At 44.0% G+C, this 20,296-nt stretch carries 22 protein-coding genes; 4 read left to right on the top strand and 18 right to left on the bottom strand.

Going from position 1 to position 20,296, the window contains the following annotated elements; translation table 11 throughout:
* Positions 1–3 precede the first annotated feature (3 nt).
* From ACCB35_RS04850 to ACCB35_RS04825, 6 genes are all read right to left on the bottom strand, one after another.
* On the bottom strand, positions 4–882 hold the full coding sequence (locus ACCB35_RS04850; protein WP_299745760.1) for a carbohydrate ABC transporter permease: 879 nt from the start codon (positions 880–882) through the stop codon (positions 4–6).
* A gap of 15 nt (positions 883–897) precedes the next feature.
* The gene (locus ACCB35_RS04845) at positions 898–1,863 is read right to left on the bottom strand and encodes an ABC transporter permease (protein WP_374055995.1); all 966 of its coding nucleotides are present in this window, start codon (positions 1,861–1,863) and stop codon (positions 898–900) included.
* A gap of 222 nt (positions 1,864–2,085) precedes the next feature.
* Positions 2,086–3,423 carry a sugar ABC transporter substrate-binding protein gene (locus ACCB35_RS04840; RefSeq protein WP_374055994.1) on the bottom strand — a complete coding sequence of 446 codons (1,338 nt, stop codon included), beginning with the start codon at positions 3,421–3,423 and terminating at the stop codon, positions 2,086–2,088.
* A complete protein-coding gene (locus ACCB35_RS04835; protein ID WP_374055993.1) occupies positions 3,420–5,024 on the bottom strand; it encodes a response regulator in 1,605 nt (534 codons plus the stop codon). Before ACCB35_RS04835 ends, ACCB35_RS04840 begins: the two co-directional genes overlap by 4 nt.
* Positions 4,999–6,786, bottom strand: coding sequence for a sensor histidine kinase (locus tag ACCB35_RS04830; protein ID WP_374055992.1), 1,788 nt, complete (start codon positions 6,784–6,786; stop codon positions 4,999–5,001). Before ACCB35_RS04830 ends, ACCB35_RS04835 begins: the two co-directional genes overlap by 26 nt.
* Positions 6,787–7,063: 277 nt before the next feature.
* Positions 7,064–7,900: a hypothetical protein gene (locus tag ACCB35_RS04825; protein WP_374055991.1), complete on the bottom strand. Its 837-nt coding sequence runs from the start codon at positions 7,898–7,900 to the stop codon at positions 7,064–7,066.
* A gap of 596 nt (positions 7,901–8,496) precedes the next feature.
* Here ACCB35_RS04825 and ACCB35_RS04820 point away from each other — a divergent pair.
* Positions 8,497–9,291, top strand: coding sequence for a sporulation protein (locus tag ACCB35_RS04820; protein ID WP_374055990.1), 795 nt, complete (start codon positions 8,497–8,499; stop codon positions 9,289–9,291).
* Positions 9,292–9,358: 67 nt separating this feature from the next.
* Here ACCB35_RS04820 and ACCB35_RS04815 read toward each other — a convergent pair whose 3' ends face one another.
* Positions 9,359–10,033, bottom strand: a complete 675-nt coding sequence (locus ACCB35_RS04815; protein ID WP_374055989.1) for a RibD family protein — start codon at positions 10,031–10,033, stop codon at positions 9,359–9,361.
* Positions 10,034–10,197: 164 nt separating this feature from the next.
* Here ACCB35_RS04815 and ACCB35_RS04810 point away from each other — a divergent pair, with 164 nt between their 5' ends.
* Entirely contained in the window at positions 10,198–10,422 is a 225-nt protein-coding gene (locus ACCB35_RS04810) for an IDEAL domain-containing protein (RefSeq protein WP_282137216.1), read from the top strand.
* A gap of 141 nt (positions 10,423–10,563) precedes the next feature.
* Here the strand turns inward: ACCB35_RS04810 and ACCB35_RS04805 are convergent, their stop codons facing one another.
* Together ACCB35_RS04805 and ACCB35_RS04800 are read right to left on the bottom strand one after the other, a co-directional pair.
* On the bottom strand, positions 10,564–11,583 hold the full coding sequence (locus ACCB35_RS04805; RefSeq protein WP_374055988.1) for a C45 family autoproteolytic acyltransferase/hydolase: 1,020 nt from the start codon (positions 11,581–11,583) through the stop codon (positions 10,564–10,566).
* Between the two features lie 311 nt (positions 11,584–11,894).
* A complete protein-coding gene (locus ACCB35_RS04800; protein WP_374055987.1) occupies positions 11,895–12,833 on the bottom strand; it encodes a ring-cleaving dioxygenase in 939 nt (312 codons plus the stop codon).
* 278 nt (positions 12,834–13,111) lie between these two features.
* Here ACCB35_RS04800 and ACCB35_RS04795 point away from each other — a divergent pair, with 278 nt between their 5' ends.
* Together ACCB35_RS04795 and ACCB35_RS04790 are read left to right on the top strand one after the other, a co-directional pair.
* Positions 13,112–13,345 carry a DUF2651 family protein gene (locus ACCB35_RS04795; RefSeq protein ID WP_374056951.1) on the top strand — a complete coding sequence of 78 codons (234 nt, stop codon included), beginning with the start codon at positions 13,112–13,114 and terminating at the stop codon, positions 13,343–13,345.
* A complete protein-coding gene (locus ACCB35_RS04790; RefSeq protein WP_374055986.1) occupies positions 13,342–13,698 on the top strand; it encodes a hypothetical protein in 357 nt (118 codons plus the stop codon). Before ACCB35_RS04795 ends, ACCB35_RS04790 begins: the two co-directional genes overlap by 4 nt.
* 77 nt (positions 13,699–13,775) lie before the next feature.
* Here ACCB35_RS04790 and ACCB35_RS04785 read toward each other — a convergent pair whose 3' ends face one another.
* From ACCB35_RS04785 to ACCB35_RS04745, 9 genes are all read right to left on the bottom strand, one after another.
* The gene (locus ACCB35_RS04785; protein ID WP_374055985.1) at positions 13,776–14,108 is read right to left on the bottom strand and encodes an IDEAL domain-containing protein; all 333 of its coding nucleotides are present in this window, start codon (positions 14,106–14,108) and stop codon (positions 13,776–13,778) included.
* A 60-nt stretch (positions 14,109–14,168) separates the two neighbouring features.
* Positions 14,169–14,585, bottom strand: a complete 417-nt coding sequence (locus tag ACCB35_RS04780; protein ID WP_374055984.1) for an Rrf2 family transcriptional regulator — start codon at positions 14,583–14,585, stop codon at positions 14,169–14,171.
* 74 nt (positions 14,586–14,659) lie between these two features.
* Positions 14,660–15,055, bottom strand: a complete 396-nt coding sequence (gene spxA / locus ACCB35_RS04775) for a transcriptional regulator SpxA (protein WP_044338850.1) — start codon at positions 15,053–15,055, stop codon at positions 14,660–14,662.
* Positions 15,056–15,296: 241 nt separating this feature from the next.
* Entirely contained in the window at positions 15,297–15,968 is a 672-nt protein-coding gene (locus tag ACCB35_RS04770) for a hypothetical protein (protein ID WP_374055983.1), read from the bottom strand.
* Positions 15,969–16,180: 212 nt separating this feature from the next.
* Positions 16,181–16,960 carry an ABC transporter permease gene (locus tag ACCB35_RS04765; protein WP_374055982.1) on the bottom strand — a complete coding sequence of 260 codons (780 nt, stop codon included), beginning with the start codon at positions 16,958–16,960 and terminating at the stop codon, positions 16,181–16,183.
* A complete protein-coding gene (locus tag ACCB35_RS04760; protein ID WP_374055981.1) occupies positions 16,950–17,918 on the bottom strand; it encodes an ATP-binding cassette domain-containing protein in 969 nt (322 codons plus the stop codon). The genes ACCB35_RS04765 and ACCB35_RS04760 overlap by 11 nt, the downstream gene beginning before the upstream one ends.
* A 247-nt stretch (positions 17,919–18,165) precedes the next feature.
* A complete protein-coding gene (locus tag ACCB35_RS04755) occupies positions 18,166–19,023 on the bottom strand; it encodes an SDR family oxidoreductase (RefSeq protein WP_374055980.1) in 858 nt (285 codons plus the stop codon).
* Between the two features lie 218 nt (positions 19,024–19,241).
* Complete coding sequence (locus tag ACCB35_RS04750) at positions 19,242–20,033, bottom strand: DUF817 domain-containing protein (RefSeq protein WP_374056950.1); 792 nt, start codon at positions 20,031–20,033, stop codon at positions 19,242–19,244.
* A gap of 31 nt (positions 20,034–20,064) precedes the next feature.
* Positions 20,065–20,289 (bottom strand): helix-turn-helix domain-containing protein, encoded by a 225-nt coding sequence (locus ACCB35_RS04745; RefSeq protein ID WP_374055979.1) that lies wholly within the window; start codon positions 20,287–20,289, stop codon positions 20,065–20,067.
* Between the last annotated feature and the right edge of the window lie 7 nt (positions 20,290–20,296).

Here is a 20,296-nt window from a genome sequence, read left to right as displayed (position 1 = left end):
AGATTATTTTAAAGATCCCACCATAACACCTTTTTCAAAGTATTTCTGGAAGAATGGATACATAATGATCAGCGGCAAACTGGCCAATACGATGGATGAATACTTGATCATCTCAGAGATCCTTTGGAGTTCCGCTGCCGCCTGCTGGTCAGCGATCATTCCCGGCTGTACTTCATTCTGGATAAGGATCGAGCGCAGGACCAACTGAAGCGGGTACAGATCCCTGTCTTCAAGGTAGATCATCGCATCGAAATAGGAATTCCATTGTCCGATGAACGCATAGAGGGCGATGACAAAGATGATCGGTTTTGACAGTGGAAATACGATGTTCAGGAAGATTCTGAACTCCGATGCCCCATCAATCCTTGCCGCTTCCTTTAGTTCATTCGGGATTGATTTAAAATACGTTCTTGCCAGGATGATAAACCAGACGTTAATGGCATTAGGGACAATGATGGCCCAGATCGTGTTCAGCATCCCTAAGTCCTTCACCACCATATAAGTTGGGATCAGTCCTCCGTTGAAGAACATCGTGATGAGAAAGAATACCATGATGAACTTGCGGCCGACGAGCCCATCAGCCGAGAGGGAATAGCCCGCAAAGATACAGACGCTCACGGTGATGAGGGTGAACCCAAATGAATATAGAATGGAATTGATGAATCCTTTGACGATGGTCCCGTCTTCAAAAATCCGTTTGTATCCTTCAAATGTCCAATCTGAACCGCTGATGAACAATCCTTTTTTCACAAGTACGTTCGGTTCAAGGACCGACGCCAGTAACACGTACATTAAAGGAAACAGAACGACGATCACGATTCCCCCAAGCAGGATTTTATTAATGAAAAGAATGAATTTATCGGACCTGGTGTATTGGTTCATCTCGTTTCCCCCTTTCTATAAGAGACCTTCGCCTTCGTTTAATTTCTTTACAACCCGATTAACAAACACTAGTAAGATGACATTGATGACGGCATTGAATAATCCTACTGCGGTAGCAAATGAATAGTCTCCCGCCTGCAGCCCCCGCTTGTATACATAGGTCGAAATGATTTCCGAGGTTGGCAGATTCATAGAAGTCTGTAAAAGGTAAGCTTTCTCAAATCCAATTGCCATGATCCCACCTGCAGCCAGGATGAACAGGACAGCCATGACAGGCTTCAGCGTCGGTAAATCAATATGCCAAATGCGTTGCAGCAGCGAAGCCCCGTCTACAGTGGCTGCATCATGAAGCTGGGGATCCACATTGGCGAGTGCGGCCACATAGATGATGGATGCCCACCCTGCACCCTGCCATACACCCGACCAGATATAGATGCTCCTGAATGCATCAGGGTCCGACATAAACGAAATCGGTTTATCCGTAAAGACGGAAAGCATGGCATTAATCGGTCCCGTTGGCGATAGGAAGAGAAAGATCATCCCCGAGATGACCACGACGGAAATAAAGTGAGGGGCGTACAGGATCAACTGGATGTTCTTCTTCACACCTGCTTTTCTGAGTTGATTCAGCATGAGCGCCAGGATCACAGGAATCGGGAACCCGATCAGAAGTTCAAACGAGCTTAGTTTCAGCGTATTGACCAGGATATCCATGAAATTAGGAGATGATAAAAAGGTCGAAAAATGCTTCCATCCCACCCATTCACTGCCCGCTATACCCCTGATCGGACTGAAATCCTTAAAGGCAATCGACGCCCCGTACATGGGAACGTATTTGAAAATGATCGTAAGAATGATAGCGGGTGCAAGAAATAAGTAAAGAATATAGTTTTTCTTCATATAATGAAGCTTGGTTTTCAATTTGCTATTGGTCCTTGGTTTTGAAATAGGCTGGGCTTCAGCCTTGGCAAGTGGTTGCAATCCTTTGACCTCCTTTATTAAATATCAATCAAGTATCTGACAGCGGTTTCATAAAAACCATTGAATGACGTCACCTCCTGCTCTTTTTGTTACTACCAATCTGTCTGTTGCTTTCACTTTACTAGAATCCCAGAATGAAAACGTTTACTATTTTTGGTTGAAAAGGTTTAAATTTTTTGGAACTTTTCATACAAAAAAACCTCTGGCATTCGCCAAAGGTTTCTATTCCATATCATTCAATTCTTCATTAATCTTTCGGACGGCTTCTTCTGCAGACGTTTTTACATTCTTCCCTCCGATCCCCACGTCTTCGAATAAGGTTTTGACTGCTTCGCTAATGACAGGATAGGCGGGGGTAACCGGTCTGTTCTTTGAATACTTTTGTGCTTGCTGTACGAAAATATTCTTCGGATATTCATTGAACTCGGGAAAGGCTTGTGCAACAGAATATCGGGCAGGAACATCCCCAGTGATTTCCACATACTTCTTTGCTCCTTCAAAACTGGTGACGTAACGGATAAACTCCCACGCTTCATCAGGATAATCTGTTTCAGCCGATATGCCGAGGGACCAGCCTCCGTTCGGGACAGCCTGCTCTGTTCCCTTAGGAAGGGCGGTAATGCCGAAGTCCTCCCCCAGTCGGAAATCAGGATTCATCTTAGAGAGGCTCTCTACCATCCATGAACCGAGCACCGTCATCCCAAGCTTGTCGGTTTCCAGTGCCTCAGGAGGGATCTCCACATTGGCAACTTTATGGACTTGATACAGATCCTGATAAAACTGAAGCGCTTTAAGTGATTCCGGGGAGTTCAAGTATCCATTCGCAGTCTGATTATCCGGATCCAGTACGTCACCACCGAATTGCCAGAGGATCGGCATCTTGAAGTAGGACGGCGATTCTCCATCAGGGAATCCCTGTGCAGGATCGATACCCGTGACATCCGGGGATAATGCTGATATTTTCTTGGCTGCTTCCAGGACCTCTTCCCACGTCATCGGATCATTCGGATTTTGACTTGGGAGCGGTATTCCGGCTTTTTCGAACAAATGAATATTATAAAAAAGTGCCACACTTGACTCTACAATCGGCGATAAGTAGATTTCATCCTCATACGTGATCCCCTTTAAAGTCGGCGAGGCCAGATCTTCTATATGCCCCTCCTCTCTCATATAGCTGTCCAATGAAAGAATCGCACCTGCACTGGCATACAGGGCGAGGGTCGGCGTATCAATCGTCATGATATCTGGAGGATCCCCCGCTGCGATCTCGGTTCTAAGCTTCAACTCATAATCGCCATATGCTATTGGGACCATCTCTACTTCAATTTCCGGATTCTCCTTATTGAAGTCAGCCACCAGCTCGTCGTATGCCTGATTTTCAAGATCAGTCCCCCTATTTCTCCAGAAGGTCAGGTGGATCTTAGACTCGTCATCCGCTTTTTCTCTTACTTGTTCTCCTCCGCCTTCTTGATAGGAGGTGAAATAGAAGACGATGTATACCCCCGCGGTAACGATGAGAATCGAAGCTGCAAGATAGATGGCAGTTAATTTGTATTTCATCGCGACTCCCCCTCCCTATCTGCTATCATGGATTTTCGATAGTCTAGGGGCTTCTGCCCGAACCTCTTCTTGAAAACGGTGCTGAAATAACCTGAATTCGAGTACCCCACAAGATGGGCAATCTCAATGATCTTTAACTGTTCATCCTTTAACAGGGACCGGGCTTTATCCATTCGAAGATCCACGAGATAATCACTGAAATTCTGTCCTACCTGTTCTTTAAACATTTCCGATAAATAGGCTGAATTGATATGGAACTGATCCGCAAGGGAGGTTAAGGAGATCTCATTGGCGTAGTGCCGATCCATATACTGCCTCACATTCTCCACGATGGCGGTACCATTTGAGGAACGGCGGGTTTCACTCACTTTTTCCGTAATCGACCTTGCTGCCTTCAGAAGATGTTCTTTCACCCTGTCCCGGGAAGTCAGTTCCCATATACTCAATTGACAGTTCCACATCATCTTCTTCATGTCATCGGAATACAAGTCATATTTCCTTGCCATGGACCCGAGCATGAACAACACCCGGTTCGCAACGAAGGAATACGACATCATCGATTGCTGGTCACATTCTGCAAGAGTCATGAGGAGGAGTTTCTTGAAGGTGTCGTATTCACCCTGCTCCATACTGTTTGAAAGCTTCCATTCCGCTTCCTCCGTAAGCTCGATGGTCTGTTTATTCGTTGTCCCATCGACGAGCTGAGATCGGGCGTCTGCTGAACTTTGGCTCCAGGAAAGGAGCGCTGAAATATATCCGTTCTTTAACTGAGGTAAGCCCCTCACCTCTTTCCCTAACCCAATGACCGTTTCAAGATTCAGGTACGTGCTGACACTGCGTTGAAGCTCATTAACAAAAGGACGAGCTTGATTCTCACCGGATCGATGATGACAGAGGAAATGGATCATATTCGGATAGCTCGTATCATAAAAGGACAAAACGCCCTCATGCTCATAGGATAGTTCCCTGCACAGCATCCTGAAAGGGAGGAAAAGCTCCCTTACCTGCTCACGGTCCCCACTTCGAATTTCGACGGTGATAAACTGTACGACAGCCTCCTCTCCTACGAGTTCATCCAGCTTCAGCTGCCGCAGTCTTTCCCCGGTGATGTTTAGTTCCGCCCACTCATCCTTCACCAGATGAAGCAGGTACTGCTCCCGCATTTCCTCTGCATGATGGTGAATCAATTGGGTCATCCGGTCCGTTTCTATTCTTCTCTTTTTCTCGGCTTCGATTTCATTTCTGCTCTTTCTGAGGGCAGCGGATAATTCCTCAGGATCGACAGGCTTGAGAAGATAATCTTTAACTCCTTCCACCAGCGAAGACCGGACATACTCGAAATCAGCATATCCAGACAACACGATGACCTTGATATCCGGCTGCTCGGCCGATAACATCTTCACAAGTTGAATCCCATCCATGACGGGCATCCTGACATCGGTCAGGACGAGATCAGGCTTCTCTTCTTCTACGACCTTCAGCGCTTCCTTTCCATTTGAAGCTTCACCGACGATATCGAATCCTTCCTCTTCCCAATTGACCTTCCACTTGAGCCCTTTCCGAATCTGGATTTCATCATCCACCAGGATCACCTTCAGCATGTATATCCCCCCTTCCACTCTTTATGTACAAGGCAATGGTAGTGCCTTGTCTTTCTTCTGATTTAATTTGATAGGTGAAATTATCTCCGTAATACAACTTCAAGCGGCCAAGGACATTTCTTAAGCCTATGCTCCGCCCTTTGCTCTCCAATACATTCCTTGATTCATGGCGGTCTAGAATATGCTTCAATTCTTCCACGATTTCCTCAGGGATTCCTATTCCGTTGTCTTCAATCACAATCTCTACCCAGTCATCCACTTTCTTAGTGGAAATGCGGATAGAGGCTTCCGTTTTCTCTATGAAACTATATTTCACGGCATTCTCCACGAGTGGCTGTATGACAAACTTAATGATCGGGAGTGCGGCAGCTTCGGAGTCCTCCTGGATGTAAACCTTCAGAGCCTCTTCATAACGGAGCTTGAGAATCTCTGTAAACCTCCGAATATAGGCCATTTCCTCCCCAAGTGTCACCATGTCCGTTTCCGTATTGAGGGAATATCTCATGATCCTCCCTAAATGGATCGTGACATCAATCACTTCTTTGTTCTTCCTTTGCGCTGCCAGACCACCGATGATCTCCAGCGTATTATTGAGGAAGTGGGGATTGATTTGTAAGAGCAGTGCCTTGTATTCCGCATCCCGCCTGCGGATGTTCGCTTCATATTCAGTTTCAATCAAGGTGTTCAACCGGTTCGTTGTCTGCCCGAACACATCCACCACATAGCCAATCTCGTCATTTGCCGTTTTGATCGAAGGGATGAAATCCTTCGCTCTTTTAAAGTCTCCTGTTTCCACCAGCTTCATGGCACCAGTCAATTTCCCTAGCGGCTTGACAATCGTAGAAGAAAGAAGATAAGACGCCATGATCGTCAATAAGAAAATCCAGCCACTCGTCAAAAGAAGGTTCCTCTGAAGCTCATCGATCTTCGCGAACAATTCAGACTTGGTAATTTCACTGACGAGCACCCAGTCCCCTACCTTTACCTTCTGATAGAAGATCATATACTCTTCCTTTTCATAAGGGATTTCGATCAAGCCGGAGCTCCTGGTCCCCGTTTTCATGGACTGCAAACTTTCTTTCACCACGCTCTTTGGTGTATCGATGCTACCCGTCAGCACATTCCTTCCGCGGCCATCCAGCAAGTAAACCCGCCCGTTCTCCCCCAGCTTGATTTTACTTAACGCTTTCTCAAGCAGTGAGGATGGAAAGTTGACTTTAATCACACCAGACAAATCAAGGGTGTTGATATCAAAGAGAGGAAGAAGATAACTATTTACTTGATCAGCCATCAAATCATTATGGGACCGCAGCCAGCGCTGGTCTTCTTCATAAAAATCATTGAACCAAATCGTCTTCTCAAGTGGAGGAAGATTTCCCCCAGTGCCCGTCCCGTCGTTCAGATAAACAGACACGGACATCGACTTGGAATTATTGATCATCATCGAGGATAACTCGGTTTTCAACTGGTTCTTCTTCAAAAGCCGTTCGGCACTCGTAGCCTCCCCATCCTTTTCCTCGGACTTAATCCATTCCTGAGTCGTCGGGTTCACCAAAACCTGCTTCCCTAAATCCTCCGCCTGGGAGGTGATCGAATCAATATATAGTGAATATTGCTCCATCATCTCGATCGTCGAATCCTTCGTCCGGTCTTCCATGATGGACGTAAACCAGTTGGGGATCAAGATGGATAAAACCAGAAAAGGAAACGTCAGAAGCAACGTAAAGATCATAAATAATCGGTTGCGAAGTGAGAAAAACATAGCGCCTCCATTACTCGAGGCAGAATAATGATCATTCTGCTTCTGTTTCTATCAGTATATTTTTCGAAAACTCAAACTACTATTCTTCTTAATTTACCATAGTATAGGAGGGCTAAAAAGATGGAAAATGAATTACGGGAATGCTTGGTAGGCACTGGCAGATTTTCAGTATGTAGAGAATTACACAACAAAAAACCAGCCATCACTGACCGGTTCTTAAACACTAATATTCACTTCAACATTCATAAGTTAAGCGGGTCCCCCCAAGAAAGAACGTTTATTCCAAATGAGAAAGCTCCCTATTAATCAATCGATAATACTCTTCCCAATCCTTCTCATCATTCATTATGAGTAGTTTTCTTATATCCATTGATTCTACCAGTCTTAACTCCTCATCCCTTCGCATTTCAAGATACTCAACCAGTCCATTGAACCCTGTAAGTTGTGTATCTTTTCCGTAGCCATTCTTCATGTGATAGTCGGTAAAGAAGTCCCTCCACCCCTGATCACGTTCTTCATAAACTTGTTTAAAAGATTTACGGATGTCATCTTGATACAAGTAGATCAGCAAAGGGTTCAGAGGAGCAATCAAAGAGCCGATCCTGGATACATGATGTTCCAGCCTCGGAATGCCGGCGTTATGTTTTGCAATGAATGTTGTAAATGGATTTTGTAGAAAACAGCATTCAAAAATATATACGGTATTATCAAAATTCGTACCGTTGATAAATTCCTCCCAATAGTTGTAAGAGACATTTTCATACGTTTCCAAGTCCAATTCATATACATCATAAGAGGCTAAATCATCCGCGATAAATGAGTTACCGCCATCCTCTATCCGCAATTCGTGATATTGAATAAAATACAAATCCTCTTTTTCTTTTGTATACTCCCTTATTAGGTCCTGCTCTTTTGGATATTTAGTCAAGATCTCCCCGAATTGAGTTTGATTTAAACAAGCAGTAAATTCGTAATCTGCAGGGTGTCTGGTATCTCCCTCCTGATAAAGCTTTACATGTAATCCGGACTCCTCCAAATGATGTTTGATATGGGCAGCCGTTGTAGTCTTGCCAGACCCAGGTATACCTTCAACAATGATCAGCTTCGTATTCATGATATACACTTCCCTTAGGTTCTCTTTTGCTTGCCTTTTAGGCTCTACGTTTTCAATCTATTCCGCTCTTTAGGCATTCTCTCTCTCAACCTATTTTTCCTTCTCGATCCCTAATCTAGAAAATTAGTGGAATTTAACGATTTTTGGGCTAGGTTTTTATCTAATTTTAAAAGGTCAGGATTTTTGTATAGGCAACAGGCCGAATTAGGGGGATTTCTTAGTCGAGTGTATCTTCCGACAATAATCAATCCGGTTTAGAATTTTTTGATTTGAAATTTGAATTATTAATCCGATTTTCAATTAATTGATCCTCTGTGTCGAATTTTCTTTAGGCTCACTGGAGACTCAACAAGCAATGCTTATTATTAATTTCAAATTCCCCTTGCTATGAAACCCGTTTCATACATTAGGCTAAAAGAAGAATGTGAGGGATCACATTCACCTTATACGATTGGCGTTACGCCATTCTGGCGGCGTGACAATCATAGAGGTAGAAGTGTTCATCAAGCATGAACACTTTTTTATTTCATTTCCCTAACCTCTCAAACTGGTAATCTATGCTACCATGGGAATAATAAGAAGGAGGATGAATTCACATGTCCATGTTCAATAAAGTGATTGCCAGTTTAGGCATCGGTTCGGCGACGGTTGATACCAAGGTGAAGAATGCCTATATTCAGCAGGGGGAGATGCTCGAGGGAGTCGTGGAGGTAAAAGGTGGAGGCACGGAGCAACGAATCGAGTCAATCCACCTGAAGCTGATGACGTTGTACGGCCATGAAGGGGGCGATCGACTGTCACCTGCCGTCGTGGAAGCCCACCGACTAAATGAGCCCTTTACCATTTCAAAGGGGGAAAAGAAGATCATTCCGTTCTCATTCAAGGTGCCTCTTGATACCCCAATTACGATGGTTCACCCTGAAACTCAGAAGAATGTTCCGCCGGTCTGGATCGATACGGGCATCGATATCAAGAATGCCGTCGATCCCAAGGACAGGGATTATGTATCCGTAGACCCTTCAACCGTTCATGAAAATATTATCGATGCCATCAAGGTCATCGGATTTAAATTCAAGCAGATGGAAAGTCAGAACACCCCGGTTTGGATGAAAACGAACCGTCCATTCGTGCAGCAATATGAATTCACACCAACCTTTGGGAAATACAGCCGGAAGCTAGACGAACTTGAAGTATATATCCTTCAAGGGGACCATGAGACCACTATCTACTTCGAAATCGACAAACGCAGCAAAGGATCGATGGCTGTCTTGAAAGAAAAGTTCAACCTGGATGAACACAGGGGAAGCGTGACCCTCGACAATCAGGAGATCCTGGTTAACAGAAGCCGTGTGAGTGATACGTTTGAGGAGATTATTGATGATGTTCTTTAAGTGAAAATTGGAGCCTGCCCCTCACCTCGTTTCATCGAGAAGGACAGGCTTCCGGCTTAATTCCCCGCTACTTTTTCACCTTATAATGAAGCCAGACAGAACCCTCACCGACAGCCTTCATCGTTTTCAATTCCAATCGGGCTGCTCCCCCCAAACCGGTTAAACCCGGGGAATCGAAAATGGAAGGTGTGGCCGTTCCACCTATCGCTAAAGGGGCAATCACCAAGCTCACTTCATCAATCAAACCCTGTCTTAAAAACGCTCCGTTGATCCCCCCGCCTCCACTAAGCCCCAATCGCCTGAAACCTGATTCATAGAGTTTATGTAACGCGAGAGGCAGATCGATGTAATCACCTCTGCCAGCTTGCAGGTAGGTAATTCGCTTACTTTCTAATTGTTCGATATAATCACCCGAAACATCCTCCCTGGTGACAACCAATAAGCCTTCTGTCTGAGACCAGTCAATGCGTCCCTTTCCATCAAACACAATATATGCCTTTGATTTTCCGGGCTCATAAATCGATTTCTCCAGTTCCACCCAATCGTTTCCCCATACAATCAGACTTTCACTTCCTGATACCAACCCATCACAATCCAATTCATCATACAGCTGATGCGTGACGTCATTCGCCTCCCCGTCTATCCCTGCCGCTGTCCATTCCATTACATTTCGGTTCGGAGCAGTAGTGATTTTCCCATCAATAGATGAAAAGACATTCAATATGACTTCTGGCTTCTTCAAAATGAAATCCCCCTTTCACGTTCTATCTATCATGCTAAATTAAACGGAAAAAGAATGTCAGTGTTTTTACATTTTCAAAACAAATTTAACTTTTTTGTTTAAAATGTTTGAATATTGAGATAATGGTTAGTATAATAGAAAAAAGGTCAAGGAGTTGATTTTTCATGAAGAAGTATTTGCTAAATTCACCACAGTCCGAGGTACCCGGCATAGACTCTCTTTTTGCAGAAATGATTTTGGACAAGGCCCTGCTAACATTCCGGAAAGAGCAACTCGAACAGAAAATCGACCAATCATTACGTGATCGAAACAAAGAGGAATTCCTGCGGTTGACGGAGGAGTTAAATCAAATCCGAAAAGATCACGAGGAAAAGGATGTAACTGTATAAAAGATTTTCAGGATATAAATAAGCCGATGGGTTTCTATGAATATTGAGGACAATGCTCTTGCTGACCTGGCAGGGGCATTGTTTTTTTCGAGTAACCTGAAAGAAAATGGGGTATCACAGTTTTTTACTGCCCCCTGTTATCTATCCTTCAACAATAAATCCACTTAAACTCTCTTCCCTGATGTCTTGTCCCTTTACCCAATCCTTTAAGTTTATATCCAGTATCTGACTGCTCCGGGCAATGGTCGTGAGGATCCTTGAATGTTGATAGGAGTACGAAAAAGTATGGAGGGTTCCGAATAAGCTTTCATAAGCAGTGAAAAAGATAGGTGACTCTACACTTTTAAAATGACGGAACATGTCATGATGGGTAAGGCTTTTATCCACTAATCGAAGAAGATGTTCATTACGCTGGACCGAACCTTCAATGGAGTCCCGATTTTTACTTTTAAGCCGGTCATCCTGAAAATGATTCACGCATGATAGGGCTGAGTCTCCATACCTGACAATCACTTTCTCAGAGCTCGCTTCGACTTCTGCCATATTTCCTTTTTGATCACCAAGGGAAAAGTTATAACAGGCGGAGTGAGGGATTTCCTTCAGCATGGCGACGGCCTCATCAACGTAAGAGCAACGATCCAGTACCATCCGAATAGCTGTCCAGGGAGAAACTCCTTTCGCGTACCCATCATGACTGACAAAGTGCAATCCTGCAACAAGCCCTTTCTCGTTCACTCCATCGTGCCTCCCCAGACCTTGAAGATTGTACCCGGCTGTAGCAAAGGTTTCATCCGCTTGTATCAAACTGAATATCCCATCATATAGAGCGGGAGAAAAATCGTAATTTCTCACATAATATTCGTTTGTAAGAAGTGTGGAACACCCCATTGCCTCAGTCTTTGGAACATCATATCCACTAAACAAAGCTGCTGCCCTGTCCGGCGAAATCCCTAATCCTTGTGCCAGACCCTCTAATTCTTCAAGCAAATGCGGGGCAAATGTGGAATAGATCGACTTCATGCTATAAAGATCAATCTCCTGCTTGGTGACCGATTCAAAAATCTTCAAGATGGAAGTATTACAGACATTTTCACCCGTTTTTAAGCCAATCTGAAAAGAGTCTCCTCTTGCCTGAACTATACTTACATTGAAGCTAGGCATATTCATTTCCCCCTTTTTAATGTCGTTCCTTTTAACAGGATTACGGTCTTATCTTAATCCTTCTGATAACTTTACACCTGTCATTTTGTGCTTTGTTTTGACACCTAAAGCATAGATCATCAAATAAAGGGAATATTTTATCCAAAATGAAATAAGCAGAGGACACTCGGAATTAAGTGAACGAACTTTCCGCGACTCGAACGTCTGGTCTTTAGAGAATTGAAATAGTTAGGAGTCATTCCGAACTGTAGGATTTTTTATACAAAAGGACGGTTTGCTTATAGACAAGCACACCGTCCTTTTCATTCAAATCAATCCAGACCCCTGACCTCTATCGGAATCAACTTACGTTCAATCTGCTCCCGATGAGTTTCATATCTCTCCGGAAGCATCAAACGTTCCCCCATCGTGTCAGGTGATTCATCATGTGCAAATCCAGGAGGATCCGTTGCGATTTCAAACAGGATTTCACCGTGCTCGCGGAAATAAATGGCGTTAAAATATTGGCGGTCCTGTACCGGTGTGACTCGGTATCCATTATCAGCTACGACCTTCTGCCATTCCAGCTGGTCTCTGTCATCGACTGCACGCCAGGCGATGTGATGAACAGTGCCGACGCCTGTCTGACCGCGGCCGATCGGGGTTGATTTCAGATCGATGATATTCCCGATGTCAGCAGGTGAGCGGAAGCGTTTGAAATCTCCTTCTTCCCCGACGAGTTCGAGCCCCATTACGTTTTCCAATAGATTCGCCGTTTGATCCGGTTGAGCCGATAAGAGAGTCGCACCGCCGAAACCTTTGATGGCAACTTCAGGTGTCACTCCTTCATGCGCCCAGGTATTCGCTTCTCCCTCTTCCCGTTCCACGATTTCAAGGTGAAGTCCATGTGGATCATCGAATTCTAAATACTCTTCACCAAATCGTTCCATTTTTGTAAACGGAACCTTGAACGTTTCGAGTCTCTCTTCCCAGAAGCCCATTGCGCCTTTTGGAACGACATACGAGGTCACTCCCACCTGCCCGTCCCCGATCTTCCCTTGATAAGCTCCAGCCCATGGGAAGAATGTGATGATCGTACCCGGCTTACCGCCTTCATTCCCGAAATATAGATGATAGGTACCCGGATCGTCAAAATTGACGGTTTGCTTGACTAGGCGCAGTCCAAGGACACCGGAATAAAAATCCACGTTTTCCTGCGGATGCCCGACGATTGCCGTGATATGATGGATCCCCATTGTTTGTTTGTTCATTCTATTCACTCTCCTATTATAGGTAATGTTTTCGAAAGTGTTGATTCGTATTCTTCATTATTATCTCGAATTCGAGATATACACCAAAAAAAATAAATCCTCATTTAAAATATCTTGAATATGAGATAATTATATATCGTATTTATTTTGAAGTCAACTTGTTTTCATGCTGGTTAGTAATGTCTTCGATACATAAATTGCTTCAAAATAACCAATTGATAAATATATCCTTTTTGTGTAAAATTACACTAAAAGGATGGTGGTTCTCATTGGATATTGTGCTCATGATTTTAGTTGGATTTCCGGTCCTTTCTATGATCGTCGGTATGGTTGGTTATTTCCTCTTTAAAAACATCTTGGTCTCACCACTGGTTGTCTTCCTAGCGACGCTTGTTGCCACATTTACGGTATTCAATGATTCGTTCCTGGTATGGGTTTTGGTGTATACCTGTTTAGCCTTCCTTGCTGGATTTGCAGTGAAAATCTCCAAAGAAAAAAAGGGGGCCATATGAAGAATTTTCTTTCAGGAATGTTGTTTAGTTTACTACTGTTGCTCGCGTTTATTTTAACTCGATCTATAGCTGGGTTATGGGTATCTTTTGCATGGTCTCTCTTTATCACGGCAGTTGTTTTTCTCCTCTATAGAAGGAAGAAGCAATGGTGTGGAAAAGATATGGCTTTGATTTCTCTCAGTACTGGTCTTTTCTATATACTATTTGCTTCCTTTGGGATTAGTTTAGTCCCTCCCGAACCGATCAGGGACCTGGGTGATATCGTCATGCCTTATCTGTATGCTTGTGTGTTTGGGGGATGTGCAATGATCGTGCTGTTTTTAACCGGAAGGGTCTTTAGCCGGCAGATGTAGATCGACAACCGAAGTGACACCCCCATACACCGAAAAAAAGCTGAAGAATCCCTCTCTTCAGCTTTTTTTCACGTTATTCATTTCACACCTTCAGCAAGTTCCCGCATGGAGTTCAATTTAGCAGTGAGCTCCAGGAACCACTCTTCATCCCCTGTTTCCAAGGCAAGGTCAATGAGAAACTGTATCTGCTCCTTATTTTTGACATGTGCATCAGGAATTTTATTTACCTGTCTGTTTAACAGTGGAATGCTTTTACCTTCAATGGTCTTATTGTCGCTGGTCACGATTTTCGCTTTTACGGCTCCCCCTTGGGTATCAAGGTTCTCGATATAGCCTATGACCAATTCACCAGTCAGTAATTTCCCTTTGACCCAATCTCCAACTTTTAATATAGAATGCTGGTTTGACATACCTCTTCACCTTCTTAACTGTAATATTATTTGTTACATTTAATGTAAAAAGAAAGCCTTCTATGCTTTCTCTTGATTGATCATCTCGATGATATCTTTGATGGTGTAATCCTTTAAGTAATCACCCAGTTGTTCTTCTGCCCCAATAAAAATCTGAAAAAGGACGTTTTTCATGTTCGCCCCGACGAGACACTTTTCGTTGGAAGCCGTGCATTTTGGCTGTAGTGCGCCTTCTGATGTAATTTTATAAATATCCCATAAATGGATATCGCTCAGTTCCCTGGCAAAGATGAATCCGCCACCCGTTCCTTCTTTGGACGCGATGAATCCCTTCTTCTTCAACAGACTAAGGACTTTGCGGATCCGGACTGGATGGACGCCGGCACTTTCTGAGATGGCGTCGCTTGTGGACATGCGGTCCGTCTGCAGTGCCAGGTACGTTAAACTGTGGATGGCTAAGGTAAAGTCACTATTCATGGCCTGCCTCCTTCACGGATGTTACTGTAATGGTAACTTTTACAGTTTATACTGTCAAGAATCCGGTTTTTCGTTTAATTGGCAAGCCTTTGCAGTTCATTGTATGAGAATGTACGCACTTTCCTTGGCAGGAAGCTGCGGATTTCTTCATCGTTATAACCGACCTGCAATCTCTTCTCATCTAGCATGATGGGTCTCTTCAGCATTTGCGGATTCTCCCTGATTAATGTATATAAATCCTGGAGTGGCAATGAATCAATGTCTACCTTTAATTCCTTGTACGCCTTTGATTGAGTTGAGATGATGTCCTCTGTTCCATTTTCCGTCAGGCGAAGAATCGCTTTGATCTCGTCAGGTGTCAACGGTTCCGTCAACATGTTGCGTTCGACATATTCGATAGAATGCTCCTCAAACCATGCCCTTGCTTTGCGGCAGGACGTACAGCTTGGTGTCAGAAATAGATTGACCATATGTTTACACACTCCTTCTTAAATGTAATAAAAAAAGTAACAGTTTTGATCATAAAAATATACTCGTTGTTTTCCGGGTACACTGTAATAATATTATTTACAGTTAAGATTGTCAACCATCTTTTTAATAAAGGGGCTGTGATAACTGTTAATGATGATAAATTAAAAAGAGTGGGAAACTGCACTATAAAAGTTTCCCACTCTTTCTTACCTATTCTCTCATTCGTTAAGTGAGATCAAACTATCTTAGTTTTAAACTATATTTATTAAAAGCTACTACTGGAGGTTTTGTTTTCTCAAAAAAGTCGGTATCGTTGTAAGGCATATCAATGGAATCCCAATTGAAGTTATCTGGAACACAAGATATAAATAAATCATACCCTTCATGATCTGATGTCGAAGAGCACGTTCTAAATTCCCCATTATTCAAAGCAATATCAATAGCTTCTCGAAGTTTTTCCAGACCGATTCGATTGGCAACGACATAAGCATTGTCGTGCCACATACCTTGACCATACAAATGGCAAAGCGGAGTTTCTTCATAATAAGTGCCAGCTTTTATAGCTTCACTTACTCTTATGGGGACATCTTTCAATGAATTAGTATCCAAGTAAACATCCATACCGCCAAGATCCCCTTCACCTTCTCTTCCGAATTGTTTAGTGAATTCATCATATAATTCATTATTTTCGATAAATAATATTCTATCAGGCTCTTGCCAGTCCTCTACAACATAGAAACAATGAATCAACTTGTCTGCTCTGCTGTAAACAAAGTGATAAACACTATTATTTAATTGCTCGCGACTGTGAATTCTGAAATCATATTTCTTGGCTTTCTTTGGTTTTAGTTGGCCGTTTACAAAAGGGGTGTCTGCTATATAAATGGGTGTAAATAGTTTTGGATTTGACATATTAAAACACCTCAGAATTTTCATTTATTCAGATAAATAGTTGATTGCTTTAGAAGGTTACTGAGCGCCATGCTCAGGCTTACGTCCTCCAGAACATTTGTGCTAACAGTAATTTTACTAAGAATCCAGGGAGGAATCTAATATCAATATTTACCTTTAAAAGAGCCAACAAATAAAGAATCCTCCCACGTCCAGAAGGATTCTACATCAGACTATTTTCGCGAAACCGCCCCTTTGGCGGAAAAGGCAGCAAATGTGATCGTAATGGCGCAGACGATCACAATGGCAATCACACCCTGCATCAAATCCCAGAACACCCAACCGTCAATAAGGGCAGTACGCATGCTTTCAAACACATAGGTGGTGGGATTGATCGTGGCTGCAATCTTTAACCACTGGGCTTCGATCAATTCATATGGAACGAACGTTGTGCTTAAGAAAATAAGCGGAAAAAAGATGAACGTACCCGCCTGGGCTGCCTGGGCATTTCTCGTCCGCAAGGCAATCCCCACGGAATATCCTGCAAAAGCAAGGCCCCAGCCGATTGCGATCAACAGAACGAACAGAGTACCGGCAAACCCGGTCTTGACGTTCAGCCCCATTAAAAAGGCCATCCCGATGATAAGGAGGGTCTGGACGAGCAGTTGGAGCATCCCGGCAATAATCGGCCCTAAGACGATGGCCAGGCGCGATGCCGGTGTGAGAAGCAATCTTGAAAAGAATCCGGTCTCAATATCCTTCACGATGCTCTGCCCTGCTCCGCCGGCTCCACCGATGGCTGCAGAAACAATCGAAACGGGAAGGATGAAGGCGAGATAGTCGGCCCCTTCAAAAGTCGGCAGCTCGGAAATCCCGCTCAGTCCACCTTCATACACAAGCAGGAAGAAAGCAGAAATGATTAAGTTAGGAATGTAGGAAAACGGGTTTCGGATGGTGGTTTTGATATTACGGATGGTCATCAGCCACGTATCCTTGAGTACATTATTCCCCACTGCTCTTCACCCCTTTCTTCGTCTCAGTCGTCAATTTCAAGAAAATATCATCCAAGGTAGGGGAAGACAATTGAATATTGATGATCCCGATGTTTTCATTGTCCAGGATGCGGACGACCTCAAGCAGCTGCTTTGTCCCTTCCTCTACATAAACGAGGATCTTTTCCTGTTGAGCCAGGACATTGACTCCTTCCAATTGTGTGCGGATCAGATCTACACTGTAATCGATCGCTTCACGATTTTTCAGCGTAAGGGTGATCAGGTCCTGACCGATCTGTGCCTTCAATTCCTTCGGAGACCCCATGGCCACGATTTCGCCTTTATTGATGATTCCGATCCGGTCCGCCAGGGAGTCCGCTTCTTCTAAATACTGTGTTGTGAGAAAAATCGTCGTCCCCTTCTCCTTATTCAGCCGTCGAAGCTCCTTCCAGATCGCCGCCCGGCTCGACGGGTCGAGTCCCGTCGTCGGTTCGTCCAGGAAAAGGATATTCGGTTCGTTGACCAGGGTAAGGGCCAGATCCAGCCTTCTCCTCATGCCCCCTGAATAACCTCCGATCCTCCGCTCGGATGCTTCTGACAAATCTACGATCTCAAGCAGTTCCTGAGCCCTCCTTTTCCCTTCTTCCTTCCCGAATCCGAATATGTACGCCTGAAGTTCCACCATCTCACGCCCTGTCAGATCCGGATCGACCCCCGTTTCCTGAAGGGCGACTCCAATATGGCGACGAACATGCTCCGGCTCCCGGATCACATCGTAACCTGCCACTTCTACTCTTCCGGATGAAGCATTGATGAGCGTCGTCAGAATCTGTACCGTCGTCGATTTCCCCGCTCCGTTGGGTCCTAAGAAGGCGAAAAACTCGCCCTCATCGACTTGGAATGTGATGCCTTTCACCGCCTGGACGTTTCCTTTTTTAAACGTTTTGGTCAAATTCTCAACCTCGATCTTGCCATTCATGGGCATCCCCTCCATTCTATCTATTTCTATTCGAGGAGGGGTTTGGATTATCCTTTAATAGGTGCGTTTGTTGCGGTGAATGGTTAAGTGTCGGGTTCTTCCATTGATCTATGATGGATCTATGATGTCCTTCTACCCTCTTCTTACTTTTTCAGGTTGAAATACAAATGGGACAGGTTACCCGGCTTTTTCCCTTTTAGGAAAATGCGAAACCAAGGTACCTGTCCCTGTGGGAACTCATCAGTGCTCAACCCTTCACCCAATTCTCTTTATAATCTTCAATATAACATTCAAGTTTAATGGGTTTTGTATTAGTTATTTTTTCAAAATCGTGAGTGACTCCTTTTGCCAATCCGAACTTGGTTGGAAAATGGATGCCGATGACTACATTCACGAAATCTTCTTTTTCGCCTTTTTCCAACATATACGATTTAAATTCCTTAACAGACGGGTTCGAATAGTGAACCTTCTCCCCAAAAATCATTGTCATACGATCAGCGACTTCATAGAAATCAAGTGCTCTATCCCCGGTAATGACGTGGCTCTTATTCGTATGCTCCCCGGGATTCTGAAAAGCATGGATAGCGATTTCTGCAAGGTCACGTGTGTCTACGAAGCTGGTTTTCCCCTTTCCTGCAGGAATGAAAATCCTTCTTCTTTCCTTAATTTCATCACCCAAAAAGTCCTGCAGGTTCTGCATGAAATATCCGGCCCTTATAAAGGTATACGGGATGCCGAGTTTTTTTATTTGCTTTTCGTTTTTATAGTGATGGATGAAAGGAAGGTATTGGACATCCTTGACGGATAAGTAAACGATATGCTTGATTCCCTTCTGTTTGATAGCTTGGAGAAACGCTTGAAACTCAAGTTTGTCTCCAGGTGGATAGATGAGAAAGACCTGATCCACCTCTTCCAGAGCCCCATCAAATGTAGTGGGATCGGCCAAATCCAATGTTGTGAAACGATAGCCGTCTCCGTACATTTCTTCTGCTTTTTCAACATTTCTAACAGCACATTTCATGGAAATGCTCCGTTCTTTCAATTTCTTGGCAACCTCTATTCCCACTTTTCCATTAAAGCCCGTTACGAGTATCGTCAATTTCATGTCACTCCCACAGAATCGGACCAGGTAAGTCCTTTTCGTTCATTTTTTAGCTTCCTATATTTTTTTCTTATATGGACAATTTATCCGAAGCAACTTTTTCAGGAGATTCCCCCTTATTCCTATATGAACCTGCAAAGGCTATTTTGATGAAGGCTGCGTAATTAGGCCATTAATAAAAATGATCAGTCGTTCCTGAACGACTGATCATTTCTTTGACATTAAGAATAGTGGCTGGTTCCCGCCCGGACTGAACTCTTTCCTTTCACCCGCTTCAACGTCGCCACGATTAAAAAGCTCACAATCACCAGCAAGAGCCATGAGCTTACCTTTCCCAGATGAACGATACTCCAGGCATCGGTCTGGTTCGGGTATTCCCAGGCGCCAAAGAAGGTGGCGATGTTTTCGGCAATCCATATGAAAAATCCAATGAGCACAAACGATAGGGCGAGTGGCATGCGGTAACGGATTCCCCCCACCTCGTAAGTGACCCATGATTTCAAAAAGACAATCATGACAATGCCTGATAACCACCAGCGGATATCGACCCAATAATGATGGGTGAAAAAGTTCAAATAAATCGCAGCTGCAAGGGGGACAACGACCGGGAATGGCGGCCACTGAATCAGTTCAACCTTCAGCCTCCTCCACGCCTGGCAAAGATAACTCGCCACACTTGCGTACATGAATCCGCTGTACAATGGCACTCCTAACACTTTTGAATATCCTTCCCCAGGATACGACCAGGAGCCCATATGGACTTTGAACAGTTCAAGTGCCAGACCAATCAGGTGGAACAAGGTGATTACTTTCAGTTCATCCCTTGTTTCAAGTCCCGATCTCACCATCCCCCACTGCATGAGCAGGCAGATGAAGAGAAGCCAGTCATACCTTGGCAGAAAAGGAAACGGTATGATCTGTGTAAGTGCCAGTGAGGAAAAAATAACGACGGGAAACAAACATGACAAGGCCTGCTCCCAACCAAATCGAACGAGCTGTTTCAGTGCTCTCATCATGCGTGCCTCCTGCCTTTTTTCAAATAACTTATTGCTCTTGATTGTCTTCATCACTTTGGTATTCCATAATATCTCCCGGCTGACATTCCAAAGCCTTACAGATCGCCTCTAACGTTGAGAACCGCACCGCCTTTGCCTTTCCATTTTTCAAGATCGAAAGGTTTGCCATCGTGATTCCGACCTTTTCCGAAAGCTCTGTTACGCTCATTTTCCTTTTAGCCAGCATCACATCAATATTGATAATTATCGTCATATTTTCA

It is taken from the genome of Rossellomorea sp. FM04394, from assembly GCF_041889765.1.
GTDB classification, from domain to species: domain Bacteria; phylum Bacillota; class Bacilli; order Bacillales; family Bacillaceae_B; genus Rossellomorea; species Rossellomorea aquimaris_B.
The sequence above is the reverse complement of the archived record's forward strand: the minus strand, read 5'-3'. Positions and strand labels throughout refer to the sequence as shown.

What these genes read in the sequence shown, in the direction of transcription:
- ACCB35_RS04755 (WP_374055980.1), bottom strand. Translation starts at nt 19,023, where the DNA reads ATGAAATTGACGATACTCGTAACGGGCTTTAATGGAAAAGTGGGAATA.
- ACCB35_RS04770 (WP_374055983.1), bottom strand. Translation starts at nt 15,968, where the DNA reads ATGTCAAATCCAAAACTATTTACACCCATTTATATAGCAGACACCCCT.
- ACCB35_RS04780 (WP_374055984.1), bottom strand. Translation starts at nt 14,585, where the DNA reads ATGAATAGTGACTTTACCTTAGCCATCCACAGTTTAACGTACCTGGCA.
- ACCB35_RS04790 (WP_374055986.1), top strand. Translation starts at nt 13,342, where the DNA reads ATGAAGAATTTTCTTTCAGGAATGTTGTTTAGTTTACTACTGTTGCTC.
- ACCB35_RS04750 (WP_374056950.1), bottom strand. Translation starts at nt 20,033, where the DNA reads ATGAGAGCACTGAAACAGCTCGTTCGATTTGGTTGGGAGCAGGCCTTG.
- ACCB35_RS04800 (WP_374055987.1), bottom strand. Translation starts at nt 12,833, where the DNA reads ATGAACAAACAAACAATGGGGATCCATCATATCACGGCAATCGTCGGG.
- ACCB35_RS04820 (WP_374055990.1), top strand. Translation starts at nt 8,497, where the DNA reads ATGTCCATGTTCAATAAAGTGATTGCCAGTTTAGGCATCGGTTCGGCG.
- ACCB35_RS04810 (WP_282137216.1), top strand. Translation starts at nt 10,198, where the DNA reads ATGAAGAAGTATTTGCTAAATTCACCACAGTCCGAGGTACCCGGCATA.
- ACCB35_RS04825 (WP_374055991.1), bottom strand. Translation starts at nt 7,900, where the DNA reads ATGAATACGAAGCTGATCATTGTTGAAGGTATACCTGGGTCTGGCAAG.
- ACCB35_RS04805 (WP_374055988.1), bottom strand. Translation starts at nt 11,583, where the DNA reads ATGCCTAGCTTCAATGTAAGTATAGTTCAGGCAAGAGGAGACTCTTTT.
- ACCB35_RS04835 (WP_374055993.1), bottom strand. Translation starts at nt 5,024, where the DNA reads ATGCTGAAGGTGATCCTGGTGGATGATGAAATCCAGATTCGGAAAGGG.
- ACCB35_RS04830 (WP_374055992.1), bottom strand. Translation starts at nt 6,786, where the DNA reads ATGTTTTTCTCACTTCGCAACCGATTATTTATGATCTTTACGTTGCTT.
- ACCB35_RS04760 (WP_374055981.1), bottom strand. Translation starts at nt 17,918, where the DNA reads ATGAATGGCAAGATCGAGGTTGAGAATTTGACCAAAACGTTTAAAAAA.
- ACCB35_RS04850 (WP_299745760.1), bottom strand. Translation starts at nt 882, where the DNA reads ATGAACCAATACACCAGGTCCGATAAATTCATTCTTTTCATTAATAAA.
- ACCB35_RS04840 (WP_374055994.1), bottom strand. Translation starts at nt 3,423, where the DNA reads ATGAAATACAAATTAACTGCCATCTATCTTGCAGCTTCGATTCTCATC.
- spxA (WP_044338850.1), bottom strand. Translation starts at nt 15,055, where the DNA reads ATGGTCAATCTATTTCTGACACCAAGCTGTACGTCCTGCCGCAAAGCA.
- ACCB35_RS04745 (WP_374055979.1), bottom strand. Translation starts at nt 20,289, where the DNA reads ATGACGATAATTATCAATATTGATGTGATGCTGGCTAAAAGGAAAATG.
- ACCB35_RS04785 (WP_374055985.1), bottom strand. Translation starts at nt 14,108, where the DNA reads ATGTCAAACCAGCATTCTATATTAAAAGTTGGAGATTGGGTCAAAGGG.